The 19,425-nt window shown below is 42.8% G+C and carries 25 protein-coding genes; 19 read left to right on the top strand and 6 right to left on the bottom strand.

What is annotated here, in order from left to right:
• Window positions 1-249: 249 nt before the first annotated feature.
• Window positions 250-441 carry a hypothetical protein gene (locus tag EWV66_RS15930; RefSeq protein WP_043996070.1) on the bottom strand — a complete coding sequence of 64 codons (192 nt, stop codon included), beginning with the start codon at window positions 439-441 and terminating at the stop codon, window positions 250-252.
• Between the two features lie 206 nt (window positions 442-647).
• Here EWV66_RS15930 and EWV66_RS15925 point away from each other — a divergent pair, with 206 nt between their 5' ends.
• Complete coding sequence (locus EWV66_RS15925; protein ID WP_052276622.1) at window positions 648-3,173, top strand: mannose-1-phosphate guanyltransferase; 2,526 nt, start codon at window positions 648-650, stop codon at window positions 3,171-3,173.
• Between the two features lie 79 nt (window positions 3,174-3,252).
• Here the strand turns inward: EWV66_RS15925 and EWV66_RS15920 are convergent, their stop codons facing one another.
• A complete protein-coding gene (locus EWV66_RS15920; protein WP_052276621.1) occupies window positions 3,253-4,635 on the bottom strand; it encodes a flavin monoamine oxidase family protein in 1,383 nt (460 codons plus the stop codon).
• Window positions 4,636-4,744: 109 nt separating this feature from the next.
• On the opposite strand from EWV66_RS15920, the gene EWV66_RS15915 reads away from it, so the two are divergent.
• Window positions 4,745-5,593: a M28 family metallopeptidase gene (locus EWV66_RS15915; protein ID WP_052276620.1), complete on the top strand. Its 849-nt coding sequence runs from the start codon at window positions 4,745-4,747 to the stop codon at window positions 5,591-5,593.
• A 55-nt stretch (window positions 5,594-5,648) separates the two neighbouring features.
• Here EWV66_RS15915 and EWV66_RS15910 read toward each other — a convergent pair whose 3' ends face one another.
• Together EWV66_RS15910 and EWV66_RS15905 are read right to left on the bottom strand one after the other, a co-directional pair.
• Window positions 5,649-6,341 carry a helix-turn-helix domain-containing protein gene (locus EWV66_RS15910; protein WP_061433420.1) on the bottom strand — a complete coding sequence of 231 codons (693 nt, stop codon included), beginning with the start codon at window positions 6,339-6,341 and terminating at the stop codon, window positions 5,649-5,651.
• 13 nt (window positions 6,342-6,354) lie between these two features.
• Window positions 6,355-6,636 (bottom strand): ParB N-terminal domain-containing protein, encoded by a 282-nt coding sequence (locus tag EWV66_RS15905; protein WP_041804185.1) that lies wholly within the window; start codon window positions 6,634-6,636, stop codon window positions 6,355-6,357.
• A gap of 115 nt (window positions 6,637-6,751) precedes the next feature.
• Between EWV66_RS15905 and EWV66_RS15900 the strand changes: the two genes are divergently transcribed.
• The 10 genes from EWV66_RS15900 to EWV66_RS15855 all read left to right on the top strand — a co-directional run bounded on the left by EWV66_RS15900 (window position 6,752) and on the right by EWV66_RS15855 (window position 14,942).
• A complete protein-coding gene (locus tag EWV66_RS15900) occupies window positions 6,752-8,515 on the top strand; it encodes an SWIM zinc finger family protein (RefSeq protein WP_287107253.1) in 1,764 nt (587 codons plus the stop codon).
• Window positions 8,516-8,688: 173 nt separating this feature from the next.
• Window positions 8,689-10,800 carry a bifunctional arginine dihydrolase/ornithine cyclodeaminase gene (argZ, locus tag EWV66_RS15895; protein WP_287107252.1) on the top strand — a complete coding sequence of 704 codons (2,112 nt, stop codon included), beginning with the start codon at window positions 8,689-8,691 and terminating at the stop codon, window positions 10,798-10,800.
• A gap of 151 nt (window positions 10,801-10,951) precedes the next feature.
• Window positions 10,952-11,338 (top strand): Pepco domain-containing protein, encoded by a 387-nt coding sequence (locus EWV66_RS15890; protein ID WP_287107251.1) that lies wholly within the window; start codon window positions 10,952-10,954, stop codon window positions 11,336-11,338.
• Window positions 11,338-13,320, top strand: a complete 1,983-nt coding sequence (locus EWV66_RS15885; RefSeq protein WP_287107250.1) for a GUN4 domain-containing protein — start codon at window positions 11,338-11,340, stop codon at window positions 13,318-13,320. Before EWV66_RS15890 ends, EWV66_RS15885 begins: the two co-directional genes overlap by 1 nt.
• Window positions 13,321-13,354: 34 nt before the next feature.
• Window positions 13,355-13,567 carry a type II toxin-antitoxin system HicA family toxin gene (locus EWV66_RS15880; protein WP_052276614.1) on the top strand — a complete coding sequence of 71 codons (213 nt, stop codon included), beginning with the start codon at window positions 13,355-13,357 and terminating at the stop codon, window positions 13,565-13,567.
• A complete protein-coding gene (locus EWV66_RS15875) occupies window positions 13,567-13,773 on the top strand; it encodes a type II toxin-antitoxin system HicB family antitoxin (RefSeq protein WP_052276613.1) in 207 nt (68 codons plus the stop codon). Before EWV66_RS15880 ends, EWV66_RS15875 begins: the two co-directional genes overlap by 1 nt.
• 161 nt (window positions 13,774-13,934) lie before the next feature.
• Complete coding sequence (locus EWV66_RS15870; protein WP_002743272.1) at window positions 13,935-14,135, top strand: hypothetical protein; 201 nt, start codon at window positions 13,935-13,937, stop codon at window positions 14,133-14,135.
• Entirely contained in the window at window positions 14,129-14,323 is a 195-nt protein-coding gene (locus tag EWV66_RS15865) for a RelB antitoxin-like protein (RefSeq protein WP_052276612.1), read from the top strand. Before EWV66_RS15870 ends, EWV66_RS15865 begins: the two co-directional genes overlap by 7 nt.
• Before the next feature lie 49 nt (window positions 14,324-14,372).
• Window positions 14,373-14,693, top strand: a complete 321-nt coding sequence (locus EWV66_RS15860; protein ID WP_024968524.1) for a DUF6883 domain-containing protein — start codon at window positions 14,373-14,375, stop codon at window positions 14,691-14,693.
• Window positions 14,694-14,705: 12 nt separating this feature from the next.
• Window positions 14,706-14,942, top strand: coding sequence for a DUF4926 domain-containing protein (locus EWV66_RS15855; protein WP_002743276.1), 237 nt, complete (start codon window positions 14,706-14,708; stop codon window positions 14,940-14,942).
• Window positions 14,943-15,134: 192 nt separating this feature from the next.
• Here EWV66_RS15855 and EWV66_RS15850 read toward each other — a convergent pair whose 3' ends face one another.
• Window positions 15,135-15,272 (bottom strand): hypothetical protein, encoded by a 138-nt coding sequence (locus tag EWV66_RS15850; RefSeq protein WP_211571692.1) that lies wholly within the window; start codon window positions 15,270-15,272, stop codon window positions 15,135-15,137.
• 181 nt (window positions 15,273-15,453) lie between these two features.
• Between EWV66_RS15850 and EWV66_RS15845 the strand changes: the two genes are divergently transcribed.
• The 7 genes from EWV66_RS15845 (at window position 15,454) to EWV66_RS15815 (ending at window position 18,388) form a co-directional block, all read left to right on the top strand.
• Window positions 15,454-15,930 (top strand): type II toxin-antitoxin system VapC family toxin, encoded by a 477-nt coding sequence (locus EWV66_RS15845; protein ID WP_002789671.1) that lies wholly within the window; start codon window positions 15,454-15,456, stop codon window positions 15,928-15,930.
• Window positions 15,927-16,139 (top strand): hypothetical protein, encoded by a 213-nt coding sequence (locus EWV66_RS15840; RefSeq protein WP_002789670.1) that lies wholly within the window; start codon window positions 15,927-15,929, stop codon window positions 16,137-16,139. Before EWV66_RS15845 ends, EWV66_RS15840 begins: the two co-directional genes overlap by 4 nt.
• A 93-nt stretch (window positions 16,140-16,232) precedes the next feature.
• On the top strand, window positions 16,233-16,454 hold the full coding sequence (locus tag EWV66_RS15835) for a DUF2283 domain-containing protein (RefSeq protein WP_002769518.1): 222 nt from the start codon (window positions 16,233-16,235) through the stop codon (window positions 16,452-16,454).
• Window positions 16,455-16,490: 36 nt separating this feature from the next.
• Window positions 16,491-16,745 (top strand): hypothetical protein, encoded by a 255-nt coding sequence (locus tag EWV66_RS15830; RefSeq protein ID WP_052276610.1) that lies wholly within the window; start codon window positions 16,491-16,493, stop codon window positions 16,743-16,745.
• Window positions 16,746-16,777: 32 nt separating this feature from the next.
• The gene (locus EWV66_RS15825; RefSeq protein ID WP_002789666.1) at window positions 16,778-17,107 is read left to right on the top strand and encodes a DUF6883 domain-containing protein; all 330 of its coding nucleotides are present in this window, start codon (window positions 16,778-16,780) and stop codon (window positions 17,105-17,107) included.
• A gap of 2 nt (window positions 17,108-17,109) precedes the next feature.
• Window positions 17,110-17,358, top strand: coding sequence for a DUF4926 domain-containing protein (locus EWV66_RS15820; RefSeq protein ID WP_002789664.1), 249 nt, complete (start codon window positions 17,110-17,112; stop codon window positions 17,356-17,358).
• A gap of 46 nt (window positions 17,359-17,404) precedes the next feature.
• Window positions 17,405-18,388 carry a DNA cytosine methyltransferase gene (locus EWV66_RS15815; protein ID WP_072926905.1) on the top strand — a complete coding sequence of 328 codons (984 nt, stop codon included), beginning with the start codon at window positions 17,405-17,407 and terminating at the stop codon, window positions 18,386-18,388.
• A gap of 168 nt (window positions 18,389-18,556) precedes the next feature.
• Here the strand turns inward: EWV66_RS15815 and EWV66_RS15810 are convergent, their stop codons facing one another.
• Entirely contained in the window at window positions 18,557-19,204 is a 648-nt protein-coding gene (locus EWV66_RS15810) for a type I restriction endonuclease subunit R (RefSeq protein WP_043996064.1), read from the bottom strand.
• Window positions 19,205-19,425 lie beyond the last annotated feature (221 nt).

Genomic DNA, 19,425 nt, shown 5'->3' with positions numbered 1-19,425 from the left:
GCACCTGTATGGTTATAAAGTTATCAAGGTACTACATTTACCAAGCGGCTAATCCTCTAAACGTCTTACTGTCTAGTTTCTAGCCAACGAATCGCACCACACCCCACACCCTACCCCCAGGAAAAACTTTTTGCCGCAAACCCTATTGAGGGTTTTTTTGGGGGGGTAATCTCGACTAATCGGCGAAAAAACACCTCGATACCCAGCTACTTTCTGTTTTATGGCCGCAATCTTGGCAGTATGTTAATTTTATTTGCCCTTGAGGGCTTTTTTAAAATTCTTGCGGTAGGCGGGATTAACAGCCAACAGAAGCGGCCAGAACAGTGTTAGAGCTAAACGATTGGGTAAACTGGAACTAAAATTAGTGCTTCTGTACCCATTCCAGAATTTCCAACCACCGACACCATAAAAAATTATTAAGATAAAAATAACGAGTCTCATGCCATCTCATCCTTGAATTTAGACAATTCACATCTCCCATTTTAAGCTTGGGTTTTGCCGACTTGGGAAAAGAAAATATTGTCCTGAATCCGGGAGACGGTGTTAGAATGCCGGTTAGGAACTAGCTCGATCGAGATAGGAAAACTAAAGCCAGAATTTGAAAAAAATATTTAAAAACGGCGAAAAGATAGCCTTGGGAGGAAGTTATGCGAGCGGTACTAATGGCAGGTGGTTCGGGGACAAGATTACGTCCGCTTACTTGTGATCTTCCCAAACCGATGGTTCCGATTCTCAACCGTCCGATCGCCGAACATATTATTAATTTACTACGAAAACATGACATTACCGAAATTATCACCACCCTGCACTATCTTCCCGATGTCATGCGCGACTACTTTCAAGACGGCAGCGACTTTGGGGTAAAAATCACCTACGCTGTGGAGGAGGATCAACCCCTAGGCACCGCAGGATGTGTGAAAAATATTGCCGAATGGTTAGATGATACCTTTCTGGTGATTAGTGGCGATAGTATCACTGATTTTGACCTGCAAAAAGCGATCGCATTCCATAAAAGCAAAAACTCGAAAGCAACCCTCGTCCTGACGCGCGTTCCCAATCCGATCGAATTTGGGGTAGTGATTACCGACAAAGAAGGCAGAATTCGCCGTTTTATCGAAAAACCATCCACTAGCGAGATTTTTTCCGATACCGTCAACACCGGAACCTATATTCTTGAACCAGAAGTCCTCGATTATCTCCCCTACAAAGAAGAAGCCGACTTTTCTAAAGATTTGTTTCCGCTGCTGCTGCAAAGGGGCGAACCTATGTATGGTTATGTGGCCGATGGTTATTGGTGCGATGTCGGTCATCTGGAGGCCTACCGAGAAGCGCAATACGACGCTTTATCTGGCAAAGTTAACCTAGAATTTCCCTATCGAGAAAAATCCCCCGGGGTGTGGGTCGGTACTAATACTTATATCGATCCTAGCGCCCACATTGAGGCCCCGGCCATGATCGGCAATCATTGCCGCATTGGTGCAAATGTTCTGATCGAGAGGGGTTCGGTTATCGGCGATAATGTCACCATCGGCGCTGGTTCCGATCTGAAACGTCCCATCCTCTGGAATGGTGTGGTGATCGGGGATGAGGTCAATTTAGCCGCTTGTACGATCGCTAGAGGAACCAGAATCGATCGACGGGCCCAGGTACACGAAGGTGCGGTGATCGGACAATTATCGATCGTCGGGGAAGAAGCGCAGATCAATTCTGGGGTCAGAGTCTGGCCGAGTAAACAGATCGAATCAGGAGCCATCCTCAATATTAACCTGATTTGGGGAAATACTGCCCATAAAAACCTCTTTGGTCAACGAGGAGTATCGGGCCTGGCTAACATCGATATCACGCCCGAATTCGCCGTTAAACTGGGGGCAGCCTACGGTTCCATCCTGAAACCGGGGTCAACGGTAATCGTCTCCCGGGATCAACGTAGTGTCTCGCGCATGGTCAGTCGATCGCTGATTGCCGGTTTAATGTCCGTGGGGGTGAATATCCAAAACCTACAAGCGAATGCTTTACCGATTTCCCGGACTTTAGTGGCTAAATTAAACGTAGTCGGTGGCATTCACGTCCGTATCCATCCCGATCGCCCGGATTTTCTCTTAATCGAGTTTTTAGACGAAAAAGGAATTAATGTTTCCAAAGCCAAGGAAAAGAAAATCGAAGGCGCTTATTTCAAAGAAGATCTGCGACGGGTGGGAATGCAGGAAATCGGCAGTATGTCCTATCCAGCTGATATTCTCGATAATTACCGCAAAACCTTTGAAACTCAGCTAAATGTGGAGGCCATTCGCAATAGTGGTTCCAAAATCGTCATTGATTACGCCTACGGAGTCTCAGGGGCAATTTTACCGGAATTACTGGCTAAATTTGGCTGTGATGCCGTGGTTCTCAATGCCAGTTTACGTCAGAATGCCCTTTCCATGCAGGAAAGAGAGTTACTGATCCATCAATTGGGCCATGTGGTGGAGGCCCTGAAAGCGAACTTAGGCGTACAAGTTTCGGCCAACGGGGAACAATTAGTCCTCGTCGATGAGAGTGGTTTATCGATTCGCGGGGAACAATTAACTGCTTTAATGGTGAATACAATTCTGACCGCCCATCCGCGCGGTACAGTGGTAGTGCCAGTTCATGCTTCTAGTGCCGTGGAACAGATCGCACGTCGTCACGATGGCCGGGTGGTGCGGACAAAAGCCAGTCCTAGCGCTTTAATGGAAGGATGTCAAACTAATCCTAATGTGGTTTTAGGAGGCTCTGGGCAAACTGGCTTTATTTTTCCGCAATTACATCCCGGTTTCGATGCCATGTTCAGCGTGGCGAAACTTTTGGAGATGTTAACCATTCAGGAACGTTCTCTAGCTCAGGTGCGGGCCGAGTTACCGCGCATTTACAATAAGAATACGGCGGTGCGTTGTCCTTGGAAAGTCAAGGGATCTTTGATGCGCTATCTGGTGGAAACTCACGCTACCGATAATCTAGAGTTGGTCGATGGAGTCAAGGTGATTAATCCCCTTAATGATGACTGGGTATTGATTTTACCCGATGCCGGAGAACCTTTAGTGCATATCTACGCTAACAGTGAGCAGCGGGAATGGGTCGATCGGACAATTAAAGAATATCGTCATCGTGTGCAGTATTTCGTCGAACATTACCAGGGCGAAATAGTGATGATTTAGGATTTTTCTGCCCTATTAGCCACGAAACTTGACTATGATGACTTTTTTGACCTAAAAAGTGTCCTAGCCCTGTAAATGCTCATTTTTCCCGCAAAAGCAAGGCGATTTGATCGGCTGCCGCCTCACCGGTGCGGATCGCTCCCTCAAAAAATCCCGGCCAGCGATCGGCCATTTCTGTGCCGGCCCAGTGAATCGGTCCGACGGGAGTAAAAAGAGCCTCGCCGAAACTTGTCCAGACTCCGGGGGGCATAAAGGCGGAATATGCGCCACCAGTCCAGGTATCCCCGGGCCAATCCACCTCATCGTAACTGATCGGGAAAAGAGCCTCTTGACCGAAATAAATAGCTAAATCCGAGAGGACGGCGGCACGGCGCGCCGGACTACTCATGGAGCGCCAACGGTTATAGCGATCGCCAACCACAAAGGTGGCCATTACCCCGACGCCGGTTTCGGGATCGGAACTATCAGCACAGAGTTCCAACCATTGACAATTCCCTTGGGCAAGTCCCGCTAGTCCCTGTTTTCGCCAGAAGGGTTGCTCATAGGAAATCAGGACTTTAGCGCAGCATCCCATCGGTACTCGTTGGGTTAGTTGTTGTCGCTGGGGTGGCAGCGGGGGATGATAAATAATGCGGCCGGCGAGATGGGGCGGCATGGCAATGATGGCAAATTTGGCAGTAAAAGTGTTCTGGCTGGTTTCTACGGTCACACTGGCCGAGTCATAATTAAGGCGAACAACCGGTTCCCCCAGTCGAATTCGCTCTCCTAATTCCGCCGCGATCTTGTCGGGAATTTGTCCGGCTCCGCCATGGATCAGTTCGGCTTCTGGATGTTCGGCCTGAGGGGCGCAATTTTGTCCCCAAAGAACGTGCAGCAGTGAGACTTGCTGGGGTTCGGCCGGCCCGAGAAAACCCACTGCACGGGCCATATAAGCAAAATACCATTGACCAAAATCTGTGCTGGTGTTTTCTTCAATCCACTGGGCAAAAGTTTTACTGTCTAGTTTTTTGGTGTGATCGTTGCTTTGGGGATAACCTGAAGGTAGAGTTTTGGCTAGTTCTTGAAAACGCGCCCATGCTGACATCGCATCTTGCCATTCTGCCGCGCCGATATCGGGTACTTCTCCCTCGTGGAAACCTTGAAAAAAACCATTGAATTCATAGCGTTTGTTGTTAAAGACTAGGACGGTTTTTCCCTGATTGGGAGAGGGAAAACGACGTATTTTATACTCATCAAGAAGGGCTAAAAAACGCTCTTGGGTTGGACCCACCCACTGACCACCTCGATCGATCCACTGTCCGGAGGGGAGATATTGACCAGACATTCTACCACCGTAACGATTTCGCGCTTCGATCACCAGAACTTGATGACCTTGCCTCTGGAGATTCCGCGCGGCGATTAATCCTGCTAATCCTGCCCCGACAACGATACAATCATAGCTAGTCCACTGGAGATTTGTCATGATTTTAGCCCCACAGAATATTTTATAATTAACAATTATTATTCTCCCCGATTTTTCCCTCAGTTTCTCTATCCATTGGCTCTTTTGATTAAATTATCTGCTGCCATCAATGTTTGATCTTCTTAGCGATCGCTTAAGCCAACACCTAGAACAAATTGTCCGAGAGAGAAACCCTTTTTTCTCTAGTCAAGGACATTTTTATGTGCGAGAATACCTGCGGCAAGAGTTAGGCAATTGGGGAAAGGTTGAATCACATTTTTTCCCATTTCAGGGAAAAGTTTACGAAAATTTAATCTTGGATTTGCCTAACAACAGTCAAAAACCTCCGATTTTAATTGGCGCTCATTATGACACGGTGCCGGGGTCGCCAGGGGCCGACGATAACGCCACGGGATTAGCGGTATTATTAGAATTAGCGAGGTTTTTTGGGGAAAATCAGGCTAATTATCCAATTCGTTTAATTGCCTTCGATCTAGAAGAATACGGATTACTGGGGAGCATTGCATATTCGGAAAAATTAAAACAAACTAAGCAGGATTTAAGGTTAATGTTGTCCTTAGAAATGCTCGGTTACTGTGATAAAAATCCCCATTCTCAAAAATATCCAGCTTTTCTAGAATATTTTTACCCCAACACTGGGGATTTTATTGCTTTGATTGGCAATCTCAAAACCCGCGAGGATTTAAAGTTTCTCAGTCGAGTCCTGCGGGAAAATCAGACTCCCTGCGAATGGTTGCCGGTAATTTTTGCAGGTTATATCGTCCCCGATACTCGACGCAGCGATCATTCTCCCTTTTGGGATTGCGGTTATTCGGCAATTATGGTGACAGATACTGCTAATATGCGTAATCCCTATTATCATAGTTCTCAGGATACAATCGCTACTTTGGACTTAAATTTCCTAACAAGAGTCTGTCAAGGTCTTTGTTTTGGATTGCAATCTTTACCGATAAGATAAAAGCAGACCACCAGGGAATTTTTCGCATCACCAAAGCTCTGCAAGAATTATCACTTTAAGCGGTGACATTTTCTGTTTCTGCTGGTTGAATTTCCGGCATTTCTACTTTAATTAAACTCACTCTAGCACGATAAAGTAGTTTTTCCCCATGACGATAGCCCCGATAACGCACTAGAACGGGTGTACCGATTGCTGCTTGACCATCGATCAATTGATGGATTTGCGGATCATAACTCACATGATCACCGACACTGTCAATTGGTTGCACTCCCCAGCGCTCCAGTAACTGCATAATCGGTTTAACTAGGGAGAGGATTTTGACGGCTGCTAGGTCGGGATTTTTGCGGGCAACGGCCTCGGCCGTGGGCCATTGAACTAACCAAGATTCGATCGCTTCGATGCTTTGACGTTGAAATTCTGCGGCTAATTCTTCTTTTTGCTTGTCTAATTTTTGCTGTAAATTTTGATACTCTTGTTCGAGAATTTTTGATTCCCCTGAACGATCCTCTGTCCCCATCGTCGGGATTTGAAAATGAGCGAGGAGATCGCTAACTGGCAGCTGCAGCGCATTAGCTAATTTCACCAAAGATTCAGAGGATAATTTGGCGATTAAACCATGGCGAACTCTCTGCAATTGCCAAGAAGATAGACCCGATAACCGACTCAATTCTTCCAGATTTTTACAGCCAATTTCTGCCATTAACTGCTCTAATTTTTGCCGATGATATTTATATAAGGACTCATTCATGGGACTTCTCAGCTTAAGCGATGTGTTTAGCTAAAACGGATTTAGGGGCGCGACGAACTCGACAGAGAATTGTTTCTTTACCGAGACGCTGATGAGCGGCAAAGCGATGGCAACCGGAAAAACCGTAGTAGTTACCATCCACCTCCAAAACATCGATCGGTTCTCGTAATCCCTCCTCAGCGATCGATTGCATCAACTGATTAACTTTTTCGGGATCGGTTTGTCGCGGTAAAGGACGACGAATTTGGGACAGAGGAATGTTTTTAATTTCCATACTGTCTTTACTATAGCACATTTAGGCTAAACTGAAGATAAGTTGACTCGGTTGCTGATGCAGTGGTCTGTCTCGGTGCTGGCAGTTTTCTTGACACAGACAAGATTTTATCACCCAATCCTCTCCTTTTCTGACTATGACTATTCCTCCTATCAATGAAAAAATTATCCGGCAAAATAGCACCAATGCTTCCTATCAGCGCGGTCAATATTATTACGACAGCGGTGCAGTTATTTCTCTTTGGCAACGGGGGCAAAATCTGCAAGCTTTAGTGAATGGTAGTGAGGTTAAACCCTATCGAGTTGTCATGGATTTTAACCAAGATAATCTTGAGAATGTCTCCTGTTCCTGTCCCTACGATTACGAGGGTTGGTGTAAGCATATTGTGGCGGTTTTATTAACCTGTTCTCGTCAACCAGAATTAATTATCAAAAAAGCCTCCCTAGAGGAGTTATTGACACCAATCGATGAAAGTAAATTAAGAAAATTACTTAATCATTTAGTGGCTAAACACCCAGAAATTATCGAGACAATTGATAAGTTTTTATTTCCAGCTACCCCAGTTAATAAAGCGGCAGGGAAGATAACTATTAATGTCAAAGCTTATCGTAATACTGTCCGTAATGAACTGCGGCAATCCCTGCGAGCGATCGAAGAAGATTACTACGAAGAAGATCCAATTTCTAATGAAATTTATGCCCTAGTGGATGAGGCCAAAGATTATTATCAAAAGGGAGAACCGGATAATGCGATCGCTATTTTAGAAGCAATTATTAGCGCCTGTATCGAGGAATGGGATAATTTAGAAGATTACGGTGCTGTCAATGATGATTTAAGTGCTAGAATCGATCGAGTTTTAACTGGGGCAATTTTAAGTAAAGAATTTAATCCCCAAGAAAAGCAAGATTTAAGGGAAAAAATGGAGCAATGGCAGCATGAATGGAGTGTCGATTTTGAGATGAGTTTAGCGGCCTTACAACAGGGATGGGACGATCCAGTTTTAGAGAAGATTTTACGGGGAGAATCGGCTAATTTTTCAGAAATGTGGTCAGATAATATCCCCGATTATGCCCAAACATTAACTTCTATTCGCTTAGAAATTTTCGAGAAACAGGAAAAAGATCAGGAGTATTTGAATCTAGCTTTAGCTTCAGGACAAGTGGTAGAATACCTAACTAAGTTAGTCTATCTTGATCGCATTGATGAAGCGATGGCAGCGGCAAAAAACATGATAACTAAAAACGATGAAGCCTTCTTTTTTGCCAAAGCTTTACGGGATGAATCCGCACCAGAATCCGCCCTAATAATTGCCCGAAGTGGTCTAAATTTCCCAGGAAATTATTATTATCAATTAGCTCTCTGGACAAGTGAACTAGCGCAATCTTTAGGGGATATAGATACAGCTTTGGCCGCTAGAATTAAGGCATTTCAAGACCAACCTTCCTTTTCCCATTACCAAAAAATTGAGTCTTTAGCGGGGCAAGATTGGCCCGATTTAAAATTAGACTTGTTAGATTACTTGCGCGAGTTTAGCGGTGGACGTTCCACAGAGGCTAAAATCGATATATTTCTCCACGAAAATTTAGTTAGAGATGCAATTAAAGTCGTTTCTGATAATTCCTATGTGCAGTCTCACCTAATTTGGCGGATAATGGATGCGGCTGCTACCGTCGATCCTAACTGGGTGATTGATCGCGCGCGTCCTCCTGCGGAAAAGATACTCGACGAAAAAAAGGCTGATCGCTACGAAGAAGCGATTAAATGGCTGAAAAAAGCTCGTAATGCCTTTTATATGTCGGGAAGACGGGAAGAATGGCAAACTTATCGGGAAAGTTTAATTAAGGAACACGGACGCAAATCGAAATTTATGGGGTTATTTAAACATCAGGATTTACAATAATTTAAGCTTCTAGCCGTCAGTTATCGGCTAGAATCAGGCTGTTTTTAGCTTGTAGAGCGGGAATTGTCCTAATCTTAGGCCTAGTGATATTTTGGGGCAAAGTAGAGTATAATGGAAGATTGGTCTAAACTTATCTCCAGACTACTTATACTGAATATTCATTGTCAAAAAATATGACTGAAACTATTCGCTTTTTGATGTGTTCTCCCGATCATTACGATGTGGATTATGTGATTAATCCTTGGATGGAGGGCAACATTCACAAATCTTCCCAGGAAAAAGCTAGGCAACAATGGCAGCAGCTTTATCATGTTCTCAAAGATCGGGCGCTCGTGGATTTAGTCCCACCAGAAAAAGGCTGGCCCGACATGGTTTTTACCGCTAATGCAGGTTTAGTTCTGGAAAAAATAGTCGTTCTCAGTCGCTTTTTACACAAAGAAAGACAGGGAGAAGAACCCTATTTTAAACAGTGGTTTGAAGATAACGGTTTTACGGTTCACGAACTGCCAAAAGATTTACCCTTTGAAGGTGCAGGAGACGCACTATTAGATCGGGAAGGACGTTGGTTATGGGCAGGATATGGCTTCAGAACTGAGTTAGATTCCCACCCTTTAATCGCTAAATGGCTCGATATCGAGGTTTTATCCCTACGTTTAATCGATGAACGTTTTTATCACCTTGATACCTGTTTTTGTCCCCTTAGTGGCGGTTATCTCCTCTACTATCCTGATGCTTTTGATGCCTATTCTAATCGGTTAATTGAGTTAAAAATTCCCGAAGAAAAACGCATTATCGTTGAAGAAGCCGATGCGGTTAACTTTGCTTGTAATGCTGTGAATATCGGTGAAGTAATCGTCATGAATAAAATTAGTGACGATTTACAACATAAGTTAGCGTCAAAAGGGTTTGAAGTGGTACAAACTCCCCTGACGGAGTTCTTAAAAGCAGGGGGAGCCGCTAAATGTTTAACCCTGCGTACCACCGAACCCTTAATTCCAGACCATCACGCTAATGTCACCATTGAAAGTCGCATTCTCCAGCTAGAAGGTCATCTGCTCGACGCGGGAATTATGAATAAAGCTCTCGATGTTGTGGTGGGAAATGGGGGCAGCTTCAAGGTTTTAAACTTCACCTTAGGGATTGAGCGCCAAAGTACCTCCTCGGCCGAAGTGCGGGTTTCTGCACCCTCTCACGAGGTAATGGAGGAGATCATGGTACAATTGATCGACCTCGGTGCGGCCGCTCGTCCCCAAGAAATCTGTGATGTCAATACCGCCATTGTCGCTCAAGATGGGGTCGCTCCCGATGATTTTTATGTCAGCACCATCTATCCCACGGAAGTGCGGGTTAACTGTGAATGGGTGCGGGTGGAAAATCAACGCATGGATGCAGCCATCGTCGTCACTGAAAGTCCGGAAGGCAAAACGGCGAAATGTACTCTGCTGCGGGATTTAAAAGCTGGCGATCGCGTCATGGTGGGAGTTGAGGGCATCCGTACTATCCGACAGGCGGAATCCAGGGAGCAACGCAACAGCACCCAGGAATTTACCTTTATGGGTGCGGGGGTTTCCAGCGAGCGCCGAGTCGAGTTAACCGTGGAGCAGATTGCCTGGGAAATGCGTAAAATTCGCGACCAGGGCGGTAAAGTGGTAGTAACGGCAGGTCCCGTGGTCATTCACACTGGAGGAGCGCAACATCTCTCCCGTTTAATCCGCGATGGTTACGTTCACGCTTTACTGGGGGGGAATGCGATCGCAGTTCACGATATGGAACAGGCGATCATGGGTACTTCCTTAGGGGTAGATATGCAGAAAGGCATCCCCGTGCGCGGTGGCCATCGTCACCACCTCAAGATTATCAACCTCATCCGTCGCCACGGCAGCATCGCCAAAGCTGTATCGGCCGGGGTATTGACAAAAGGCGTAATGTATGAATGCGTCAAGAATAATGTCCCCTTCAGTTTGGCCGGTTCAATTCGCGATGATGGTCCGCTTCCGGATACGGAGATGGATTTAATTAAAGCACAGGAAGAATATTCCCGCTTAATTCAAGGTGCAGACATGATTCTTATGCTCTCTAGTATGCTCCATTCCATCGGTGTGGGTAATATGACACCGGCGGGGGTAAAAATGGTCTGTGTTGATATTAACCCGGCCGTGGTGACAAAATTAAGCGATCGAGGTTCCGTAGAATCCGTGGGTATTGTCACCGATGTGGGTTTATTCCTGAGTCTGTTAACCCAACAGTTGGATAAGTTAACCCGTCCCTTGGTAGAAACGGTTTAAAACCAATACTCTAAAACATAAAACTTATGAGCTTTGGGGGTATTTAAACCCCCTTTTTTGGTTTCTGTAGTTAACCCCTATCTCTATAGGTGAGTTAGCAATGGGTAACTAGAATAATAAAGGAGAACCATTGCCGAAAAACGAGAGCGCTATGCCAGAAGAAACTATTTGGATTATCACCGCAGAAGATACCCCCGTCACCCCCGATAAAGATGCCAAAGGAAACGACACCTATGACAATCCCTGGTACGAGGGGAAAATTATCACCGAAGCTGCGACTCGCGGCGTAAAAGTGAGCATAGAGAAGTTAGAGACAGAACTTTCCCATTTTCTCCAGCTTATCGGCAAAGTCTTCAATCAAGCACAGAAACAGGTCAACCAACAAACCGGTTTTAAACTCGATGAAGTAGAGCTTTGCGTAGAGATTACCGGAGAAGGTGAAGTAAAATTGTTAGGGACGGGGATTAAGACCGGCACCAAAGGCGGATTAACCCTAAAATTCAAGCGAGACGAGAAAAACACACCGACCGCAGACTAATGGCGAATCATGGGTTAATTATCGGGATAAATCAATACAAACGCTTGAAACCGCTCAAATGTGCCAAGCAGGACGCGGTAGAGATGGCGCGTTATTGTCGTGACGAAATTAATTTTGACGAAGTTTTCCTGTTTACCGATGAGTCTGACCCAATAACCGCGCCGAATGGTTCCCAACAGGAGACGAAACCGACGTACACAAATCTAATGGCTTTCCTGCACGACTTTTTCGAGTCGCAACGCTTAGAAACCGGCGATAATTTCTGGTTTTTCTTCAGTGGCCACGGATTACGCCATCAGGGACAGGATTACCTCGTTCCCAGCGAGGGACACCCGACCTTAATCGAACGGACGACCATTCCCCTCAATTACGTTACCCAACGTTTACGGAGATGTGGCGCAGATAATATCATTCTCTTTCTCGATGCCTGTCGCAACGAGAACGACTTTAGCAATAAATCCGTAGGCTGGCAAAAGCAACAGGGAGTGATAACCATCGCTTCCTGTAGTCCGACGGAGGAATCCTACGAAATTCCCGAACTACAACAGGGTTCCTTTACCTATTCACTTCTAGAGGCTTTACGAATCCAAGGAGAAAATAACTGCGCTACAGTAGAAAGACTCTGTAATCGTCTCCGCGAAAGGATTCCCGAAATCAACCGACAACACAACAAACCCCCACAAACCCTCCATTCTATTGTCGAACCGCATTATAAAAATCATCTGATTCTGTTACCGAAACAGGCAAAGACTCCCGATATAGAGTTATTGCGAGTGGAAGCTTTAGAGTTGGAAGTGGAGGGAAAGCTAGAGGAAGCGCGACAGTTGATGAGACGAGTTCTGGCTTTGGATACAACCAGACCTAAATACTGGCAAGATTACGACAGAATTAATCGAAAATTAGCACAACAGCATATTAGCCTTCCACCGTCTTTAGAATCCTCTAAACTAGAAGACGCTAATTCCACTAGCAAAAATATTTCTATCTCACCAGACCAATTATCACAAAAAAAACAAACGACTTTTCTAGAAGAATCACCATCACTTATTTGTCATTATCTTGACCGAGTTGGTCTTGAGACGGGAGGCTATAAAATCGCCTACAAAGGCAGTGATTCCTATTTTTGTTCTAGTCCTTACCAAATATTAGATACCAATCCAGACGGTCTAGCAAATAACATCGCTTATTATGTTGATGGAACAAAGAACAGTGCAAACGAATTAAAAATAGTCCTAAATGTTAATCAAGTTGAAAAATCAGAACTTGGGCATAAGACACTTCTAGACTATAGTGATAGTTTAATGCAGTCCGCTACGGGGATGGACTTACCTGATACTATCAAAACGGCGATTATTAGTGGAGTAAGTCAAGAATACACTACCGATAGTTTTATCCTAAAAGTGTTTCGGGACGATTGGCCTACAGGTCGAGGATATGCAATAAAATTTATCATTAGCTCGCTTTACTCTGTAAATTCAGCCATCGTGCCACCAACAGATCAAAAAATCGAAATCGAACTTAAAAGTGCCAAAGGAATCGATTATCGGAACTTAGAGGATTTACTGAAACGGCAGCAATGGAACTCAGCGGACGAAGAAACCGCAAGAGTGATGCTACAGGCTGCCAATCGAACAAAAGAGGGATGGCTACGGATAGAGGATATCGATAATTTTCCCTGCGAGGATTTGCGAACCATTGACCAATTATGGGTTAAATATAGTGGCGGTCGCTTTGGTTTTTCCGTGCAGGCGAAAATTTACCGCGAACTCGGTGGGACGCGGGAGTATAATGAAAGAGTTTGGGAAGCTTTTGGAGATAGGGTAGGCTGGCGAGTGAATGATAGATGGATATACTACAGTTTGAGTAATACTTTGGACCTAAAAGCACCCGGGAAACTCCCGTATGTAGCGGGTTGGGGGAGGATTGGGGGTGGGGTGTGTCTCTCTTCTCTCGCGTCGAGACTTGTAAAATGTAACATATAAAGGTAACAGCCAATTTTTAAGAATCAGATATAACATGAAAGTTAGAGATGTAATTAGATTACTAGAACAAGATGGATGGTATTTATCGAGAACAAGGGGAAGCCACCGACAATTCAAACATTCTCTGAAATCAGGTTTAGTTACTATTCCGGGTAAGCTGTCCGATGATTTAGCGATTAAGACTTTACGGAGTATTTTCAAACAAGCTCAATTGAATAAATATCTAGAAGAAGGAGACAATAACTAATGCGTTACGCGATTATTATCGAAAAAGCTGAAAATAACTATTCCGCTTATGTTCCCGATTTACCCGGTTGTGTTACTACAGGTAAAACCCTAGAGGAAATCACAGAAAATATGAAAGAAGCAATTCAATTTCATCTGGATGGATTACAAGAGGAAGGGCTGCCAATTCCCCAACCAGCCACCTATTGCGAGTATATCGAAGCGTAACCGATCACCTGCATCCTGTCTGCAACTTTTATCTGTTAACATGGAACTGTAAACATATTACTAATGCTCAAATGCAGAAAAAACTTCTCAATATATGCGCGGATTTCGGCTACAAATTACCGCTAATCTGTACACCTTACGAGTTAATGGGAGAATGAGCCATGTGGGAAGATGAAATACTCGAAGAAATTCATAAGATTAGAGAAGAACACGCCAAGTCTTTCAACTACGATATAAAAGCGATTTGCGCTGATTGGAGGGAGAGACAAGGGAAAAGTGGTAGAAAATTAGTTCGGTTAAATACCGCCCAAAACATGACAAAAAATAGCGAAAATGATACTATTGAGAGAACCAAATGCTAGAAATTAACAAAAGCTATGTATTAGACAAGGATCAAAAGCCGATTGCCGTTCAGATTTCCATTGCTGAATTTGAAAAAATCGAAGAAATCCTAGAGGATTACGGACTAGGAAAACTCATCGAAGAAGTTGAAAATGATCAAATCCTAGACAAAGAAAAAGCCTGGCAATACTGCCCGCATATGCTGTAAAATCTATTTTATAGAAGTCTATAAAGAAATTGGCTAAATTACAATATAAATGCCTTATTTAAATCCCAATGCGACAATCCCACCAGCTAAATTAACCCGGTATTTGCTAGTTTTACAACCCAAAGATGATAAATCAGGCTTTCTGGCACAAGCGGGATATAATTTAGACAACTGGCAGGTATTGGAACAAGATTTAAGACGTATTCTTCTCAACGAGGCCACCTTAAATAAACAAACAAAGTTCGGTGATATTTATGAAATTAAAGGACTTTTACAAGGGGTCAACGGGATAAACTTACGAGTCTCTACCTATTGGATTATCGACTCACTTACGAAAGAAACAAGATTTGTGACTTTATTACCAGATTAAAAGAGTTAGACTATGAAATTTGATATGTTTTCCGAAGTTCAATTAACCGAAGATTTGCCAGAATCTAATTTGTCTCGTGGCACTCACGCGATTATCGTGGATTATTGTCCTCGACCCGAAGGCCAAGAGGATGGCTATGTTTTAGAAGTGTTAAATAATCAGGGAAAAGCCTATACAGTTATCGCTGTAGAAGTTTCCAAGATTGAATCGATTCAAAATCTTAAACAGGATGAATTGCAAATTATATAATTCTGTTATTCTTAGTGGATTTAATCCCCCATCCTAGCAATGGCGAAATGGGAGCAATTTTAGAAGTTTTTAACGCTCTCGGTGAGTCAATTTCAGTAGTAACCTTTGGGGTGGTTGGGTTTCGCTTAAACAATCAAATTGAGCCATTTTCGACCCAGTATTGTTTCGCTCAACCCAACCTACAATAATTGCTTATATTAATTTCTGATTAATTGCCAATTCATTGCCGACACAAGAGTTAAAGCGATAACAATTCATTGCTGTATGTAACAATATAAGAGGAGTGCGATCGCCGATTTTGTAGGGTGCGTTAACGCGCGTGTAAAGCACCGCTAATGTTTGGGATAAAATGGAGAAGTTTCAAGGCGATCAAGTGCGATCGCTCTGAGAAATGATCGAGGTCAAGCATGACAGTGCAATAACTTCGTTACAGAGATAGGATAGTAGAATAGAGGGGGCTACCATACGGCTGCTTCAGGCTTTAATTTAGTCTTGTCGATCAGTTATTATCATGAAAGAAAAAGTGTACTTGGATTCCACGGTTCCGAGTTATTACTTTGATGAGCGTGAAGCTCTAAAAACTTTTACCGAAATCACAAGGAAGTGGTGGTCGGAGATGTCCAGTTATTATGATTTATATATTTCGGATGCCGTGCTTCAAGAACTAACCAACGGAAACTATCCGCGTAAAGCTGAAATTATTCATTTGGTTTCAACGATTCCTTTACTACCGCCGACTTCTGCTCTTGAACAAGTTGTCGAGTTTTATCTTGCCAACTATGTCATGCCAAGGTCTCTTGTGGGCGACGCTCTACATCTTGCCTATGCCAGCTATTTCGACATTCAATATCTCGTTACTTGGAATTGCAACCACCTAGCGAATGCTAACAAACGGAAGCATATTCGCGTTATCAATGCCCGCCTTGGTTTGTCAACACCTGAAATTGTCACACCACTTGAACTATTCAAAGAGGAGAATAACTTATGATCCACTCAGAGATTTTGCAAGAAAAAGATAAAACTCAAACAAGATTATCGGAGGAATGCACGTCTATCCATGACTATTTAGTTAAGTCTCGCATTGCTGCGGAAAAGGCTGCGGAATCCTACGGGTTTACTCTCAAGTATGCTGAAGAAATTCATAAAATTCGAGAAGAACACGGCAAAGCTTTCAACGCCAACACAACAGCCTCTTAGGTTGGCTTGAGCGAAACAATTTAGATTAATTCTGATTAATTGCCAATTCATTGCCGACACAAGAGTTAAAGCGATAACAATTAGAGGAATTTGGTGAACAAGATACACTATAGCCCAGATGTGGATGCTTTATTAATTGAGTTAAACAATAATCCAATTGCTTACGCAGAGGAGGAAGGGAAAACAATATTACATTATTCCGAGGACGATCAGTTAGTTTTAATCGAGATTCTAGATTTTGGTTGTTCTCTATCGGAAGATGCTAGACAAGAACTTGCAAAATCCATATCTTCTCGTGAATCGATTAAAATATAGTTATTAGTTAATATCCATCTCACAACAATTTAAATCATGAAATGTATTCAGTATATTGTCGATGAAACAGGAGAAAAAACAGCAGTTGTTATCGATCTAAAAGAATGGGGTCAACTGTGGAATGAGTTTTATCAAAATTTACTCGATCGCTCTCCCGTAAACGAAGACTGGATAAATCGATCGCCTTTTCGAGAAAAATTAGATCAAGCTCTCCCATGGAATGCTAATCATCCACCGCAGTTATCAGATCTAGAATCCCTAGAGAGCAAACTCGACAATCATGAGTGCTGAAGAAAAGGCTAGAAAACTAAGTAGATTGAGTGATGCAAATTCCATCTAAAGCAATTATTCCAGAGGATAAACTTACTCGTTATCTTCTCGTATTCAGAGACAAAGATGACAAATCAAAATTTTTAGCACAAGCAGGATTTACTCTCGATAATGCGGCCAGTTTGCAAAAAGCGATTATTCAGCTAATTACCGTAGAAGATGCGATCAGAGATGGTAAAAATGAATACGGTATCTTTTATCGAGTTGAAGGAATGCTAGAAGGAGTTAACGGAATTAATTTAGCAGTGGTTACAATATGGATACTGCGATACATTGACGACTGTTTTCAGTTTGTTACTCTCAAGCCCCGAAAGGATAGATAATTATGGATGTTAGATTATACGATCATGTGGTTCTTTGTCTTGATGTTCCCGAAGACAATCTAAAATCGGGAGATGTGGCAGTATTAGTGGATTTAATCCCCCATCCTAGCAATGGCGAAATGGGAGCAATTTTAGAGGTTTTTAACGCTCTCGGTGAGTCAATTTCAGTAGTTACTGTGCCAATTTCGGCGATTAAACCCCTACAAGCAAATGAAATATTTACCGTCCGCTCTTTAGTGAAAGTTGAATAAGTTAAAATCAAAGAGAATATCCCTATCGCTGCAATTTTAATTATCGATGAATCTCCTGAAAGATAGTAAAAAAATCCGTTTTATTGACCTCTTTTCTGGTTTGGGAGGGTTTCGAGTCGCAATTGAACGAGTTTGTCGCCAAAAAAACTTAGAATCTGATTGTGTTTTTTCCTGTGATATAGATAAAGATGCTCAGGCAATTTATCAGGCTAATTTTGGCGACCAACCCCAGGGAGATATTACCGAAATCGCTGCCCTAGACATTCCCAATCATGATATTTTAATGGCGGGATTTCCCTGTCAACCTTTTAGTATTTGTGGTGATTTAAAGGGATTTGACGATACCAGAGGCACGCTATTTTTTGAGATTGCCCGTATTTTAAAAGTCAAACAACCCGCAGCATTTATTCTGGAAAATGTCAAGCAATTGCAGGGACATCAACAGGGAAAAACCTTAGAAATTATTCTCGATACTTTGCAAGATTTAGATTACTATACCGATTATCGGGTTTTGAATGCGCTTAATTTTGGTTTACCGCAAAAACGGGAACGGATTTTTATCGTTGGTTTCCGAGAAGCGCGGGGTTTTATCTGGCCAAAACCAGCTTTATCTAGAACAAGTTTAACGGAAATATTAGAGGAAAATGTCTCGGATTTTTATTATGCTTCCGAAAAAATTCAAAAAAGTCGCCTTCTGAAAAGAGAGGGAAAAAAACCATATAGTGAACCGACTATCTGGCACGAAAATAAAGGAGGAAATGTCAGTGCTTATCCCTATTCCTGTGCCTTGCGAGCAGGAGCATCCTATAATTATTTGTTAGTGGATGGGAAAAGACGCTTAACAGAAAGAGAAATGCTACGTTTACAAGGTTTTCCCGATGATTATCAAATTGTCGGCAGTTATCAAACTATGCGAAAATTAACGGGTAATAGTGTAGCGATTTCCTGCGTAGCTGCTGTGGTTAATTCTGTAATCGAGTCTTGGTTAGATATTGAGCAAGCATCAACTAATTCATTCTCGTTCAATTGACACCTTAATTAAGTTTATTTTTGACTTAGGAGTTTTAGATAGTGGTAATTATTCAAGACGCTTTTAATTGCCTATATAGACAGTCTCGTAGGTTGGGTTGAGCGAAACAATACTGGGTCTAAAATGGCTTAATTCGCCTGAAAAAGCGAAACCCAACCACCCCAAAGGTTACTCTAAAATTAGCTGACCCATTGCCTTGAGAATTTGGAGCAGATTAATTGCTGATTCAGGATACATTAAATTAAGTTCTGGCATTATCTGATAAGTGGGGTTAGTTTCTTGTCTGAGATAGACGAACATATATTGTAAGCCATTAGTCGCTAATCCCCAAACTGAGGGTTGTCTTTCTAAGCTATTGTAGGCATAAGTCAATAATTGAGGTAATCCCTGACGTACTTCGATTCCACTCTCTTTAGCTTCAATGACTAAAATCCAAAAAGGGATATCATTGACAGTTGCTATCGAATTATTTACCGTGACAATATCAAAGCGTCCGCTAATAGTTTTATCTTCATCCACAAGGATAATATTATCAATCCCTTCTTCAACCCTAATCTTAATCGGATAACGATAAAAACCCGCTAACCGCAATAGGGGAAATAGGGTTAAAACTTTAACTTGTCCTTCTGATGCTTTATCTTCCATCAAATAGGGTCGAAAATCGTTGCGGATTTGAACAAGTTCTAATTTTTCTGCCTCGCTGACGGTTTCCAAAGCTAAAAGCTCTGTAAATGAAACATCTTCAAGCTTTTCTTGAAAATGGAGATGACGTTGAACATCAGCAAGGGTTAGTTTACTCGTTTTGAGGGTCAGCATTGATTTAGCAAGCAGTACAGTGCTGTTTCCATGATAGCTTAAAATAGGTGTCTCGGCTGTTCTTGCTAACAAAATAAGCCAACACAGAAACACCAATTTAAGAATAGACCTCTTGCATAATTTTTTTATGGTATAATATAAGGTTTTGCTTTTTTCTCAATTCTTAGATTGAAGTGGAAAAAAGAATAAAATGTGATCTTAGGTCAGGAAATCATCTATAA

This window comes from Microcystis sp. M_OC_Ca_00000000_C217Col, assembly GCF_007095585.1.
In the GTDB taxonomy this organism is placed as follows: Bacteria; Cyanobacteriota; Cyanobacteriia; order Cyanobacteriales; family Microcystaceae; genus Microcystis; species Microcystis panniformis.
The sequence above is the reverse complement of the archived record's forward strand: the minus strand, read 5'-3'. Positions and strand labels throughout refer to the sequence as shown.

What these genes read in the sequence shown, in the direction of transcription:
- argZ (WP_287107252.1), top strand. Translation starts at nt 8,689, where the DNA reads ATGACTGAAACTATTCGCTTTTTGATGTGTTCTCCCGATCATTACGAT.
- EWV66_RS15885 (WP_287107250.1), top strand. Translation starts at nt 11,338, where the DNA reads ATGGCGAATCATGGGTTAATTATCGGGATAAATCAATACAAACGCTTG.
- EWV66_RS15845 (WP_002789671.1), top strand. Translation starts at nt 15,454, where the DNA reads ATGAAAGAAAAAGTGTACTTGGATTCCACGGTTCCGAGTTATTACTTT.
- EWV66_RS15925 (WP_052276622.1), top strand. Translation starts at nt 648, where the DNA reads ATGCGAGCGGTACTAATGGCAGGTGGTTCGGGGACAAGATTACGTCCG.
- EWV66_RS15905 (WP_041804185.1), bottom strand. Translation starts at nt 6,636, where the DNA reads ATGTGCTATAGTAAAGACAGTATGGAAATTAAAAACATTCCTCTGTCC.
- EWV66_RS15840 (WP_002789670.1), top strand. Translation starts at nt 15,927, where the DNA reads ATGATCCACTCAGAGATTTTGCAAGAAAAAGATAAAACTCAAACAAGA.
- EWV66_RS15880 (WP_052276614.1), top strand. Translation starts at nt 13,355, where the DNA reads ATGAAAGTTAGAGATGTAATTAGATTACTAGAACAAGATGGATGGTAT.
- EWV66_RS15855 (WP_002743276.1), top strand. Translation starts at nt 14,706, where the DNA reads ATGAAATTTGATATGTTTTCCGAAGTTCAATTAACCGAAGATTTGCCA.
- EWV66_RS15820 (WP_002789664.1), top strand. Translation starts at nt 17,110, where the DNA reads ATGGATGTTAGATTATACGATCATGTGGTTCTTTGTCTTGATGTTCCC.
- EWV66_RS15910 (WP_061433420.1), bottom strand. Translation starts at nt 6,341, where the DNA reads ATGAATGAGTCCTTATATAAATATCATCGGCAAAAATTAGAGCAGTTA.
- EWV66_RS15920 (WP_052276621.1), bottom strand. Translation starts at nt 4,635, where the DNA reads ATGACAAATCTCCAGTGGACTAGCTATGATTGTATCGTTGTCGGGGCA.
- EWV66_RS15875 (WP_052276613.1), top strand. Translation starts at nt 13,567, where the DNA reads ATGCGTTACGCGATTATTATCGAAAAAGCTGAAAATAACTATTCCGCT.
- EWV66_RS15825 (WP_002789666.1), top strand. Translation starts at nt 16,778, where the DNA reads ATGCAAATTCCATCTAAAGCAATTATTCCAGAGGATAAACTTACTCGT.
- EWV66_RS15865 (WP_052276612.1), top strand. Translation starts at nt 14,129, where the DNA reads ATGCTAGAAATTAACAAAAGCTATGTATTAGACAAGGATCAAAAGCCG.
- EWV66_RS15860 (WP_024968524.1), top strand. Translation starts at nt 14,373, where the DNA reads ATGCCTTATTTAAATCCCAATGCGACAATCCCACCAGCTAAATTAACC.
- EWV66_RS15815 (WP_072926905.1), top strand. Translation starts at nt 17,405, where the DNA reads ATGAATCTCCTGAAAGATAGTAAAAAAATCCGTTTTATTGACCTCTTT.
- EWV66_RS15890 (WP_287107251.1), top strand. Translation starts at nt 10,952, where the DNA reads ATGCCAGAAGAAACTATTTGGATTATCACCGCAGAAGATACCCCCGTC.
- EWV66_RS15915 (WP_052276620.1), top strand. Translation starts at nt 4,745, where the DNA reads ATGTTTGATCTTCTTAGCGATCGCTTAAGCCAACACCTAGAACAAATT.
- EWV66_RS15810 (WP_043996064.1), bottom strand. Translation starts at nt 19,204, where the DNA reads ATGCTGACCCTCAAAACGAGTAAACTAACCCTTGCTGATGTTCAACGT.
- EWV66_RS15830 (WP_052276610.1), top strand. Translation starts at nt 16,491, where the DNA reads ATGAAATGTATTCAGTATATTGTCGATGAAACAGGAGAAAAAACAGCA.
- EWV66_RS15930 (WP_043996070.1), bottom strand. Translation starts at nt 441, where the DNA reads ATGAGACTCGTTATTTTTATCTTAATAATTTTTTATGGTGTCGGTGGT.
- EWV66_RS15870 (WP_002743272.1), top strand. Translation starts at nt 13,935, where the DNA reads ATGTGGGAAGATGAAATACTCGAAGAAATTCATAAGATTAGAGAAGAA.
- EWV66_RS15900 (WP_287107253.1), top strand. Translation starts at nt 6,752, where the DNA reads ATGACTATTCCTCCTATCAATGAAAAAATTATCCGGCAAAATAGCACC.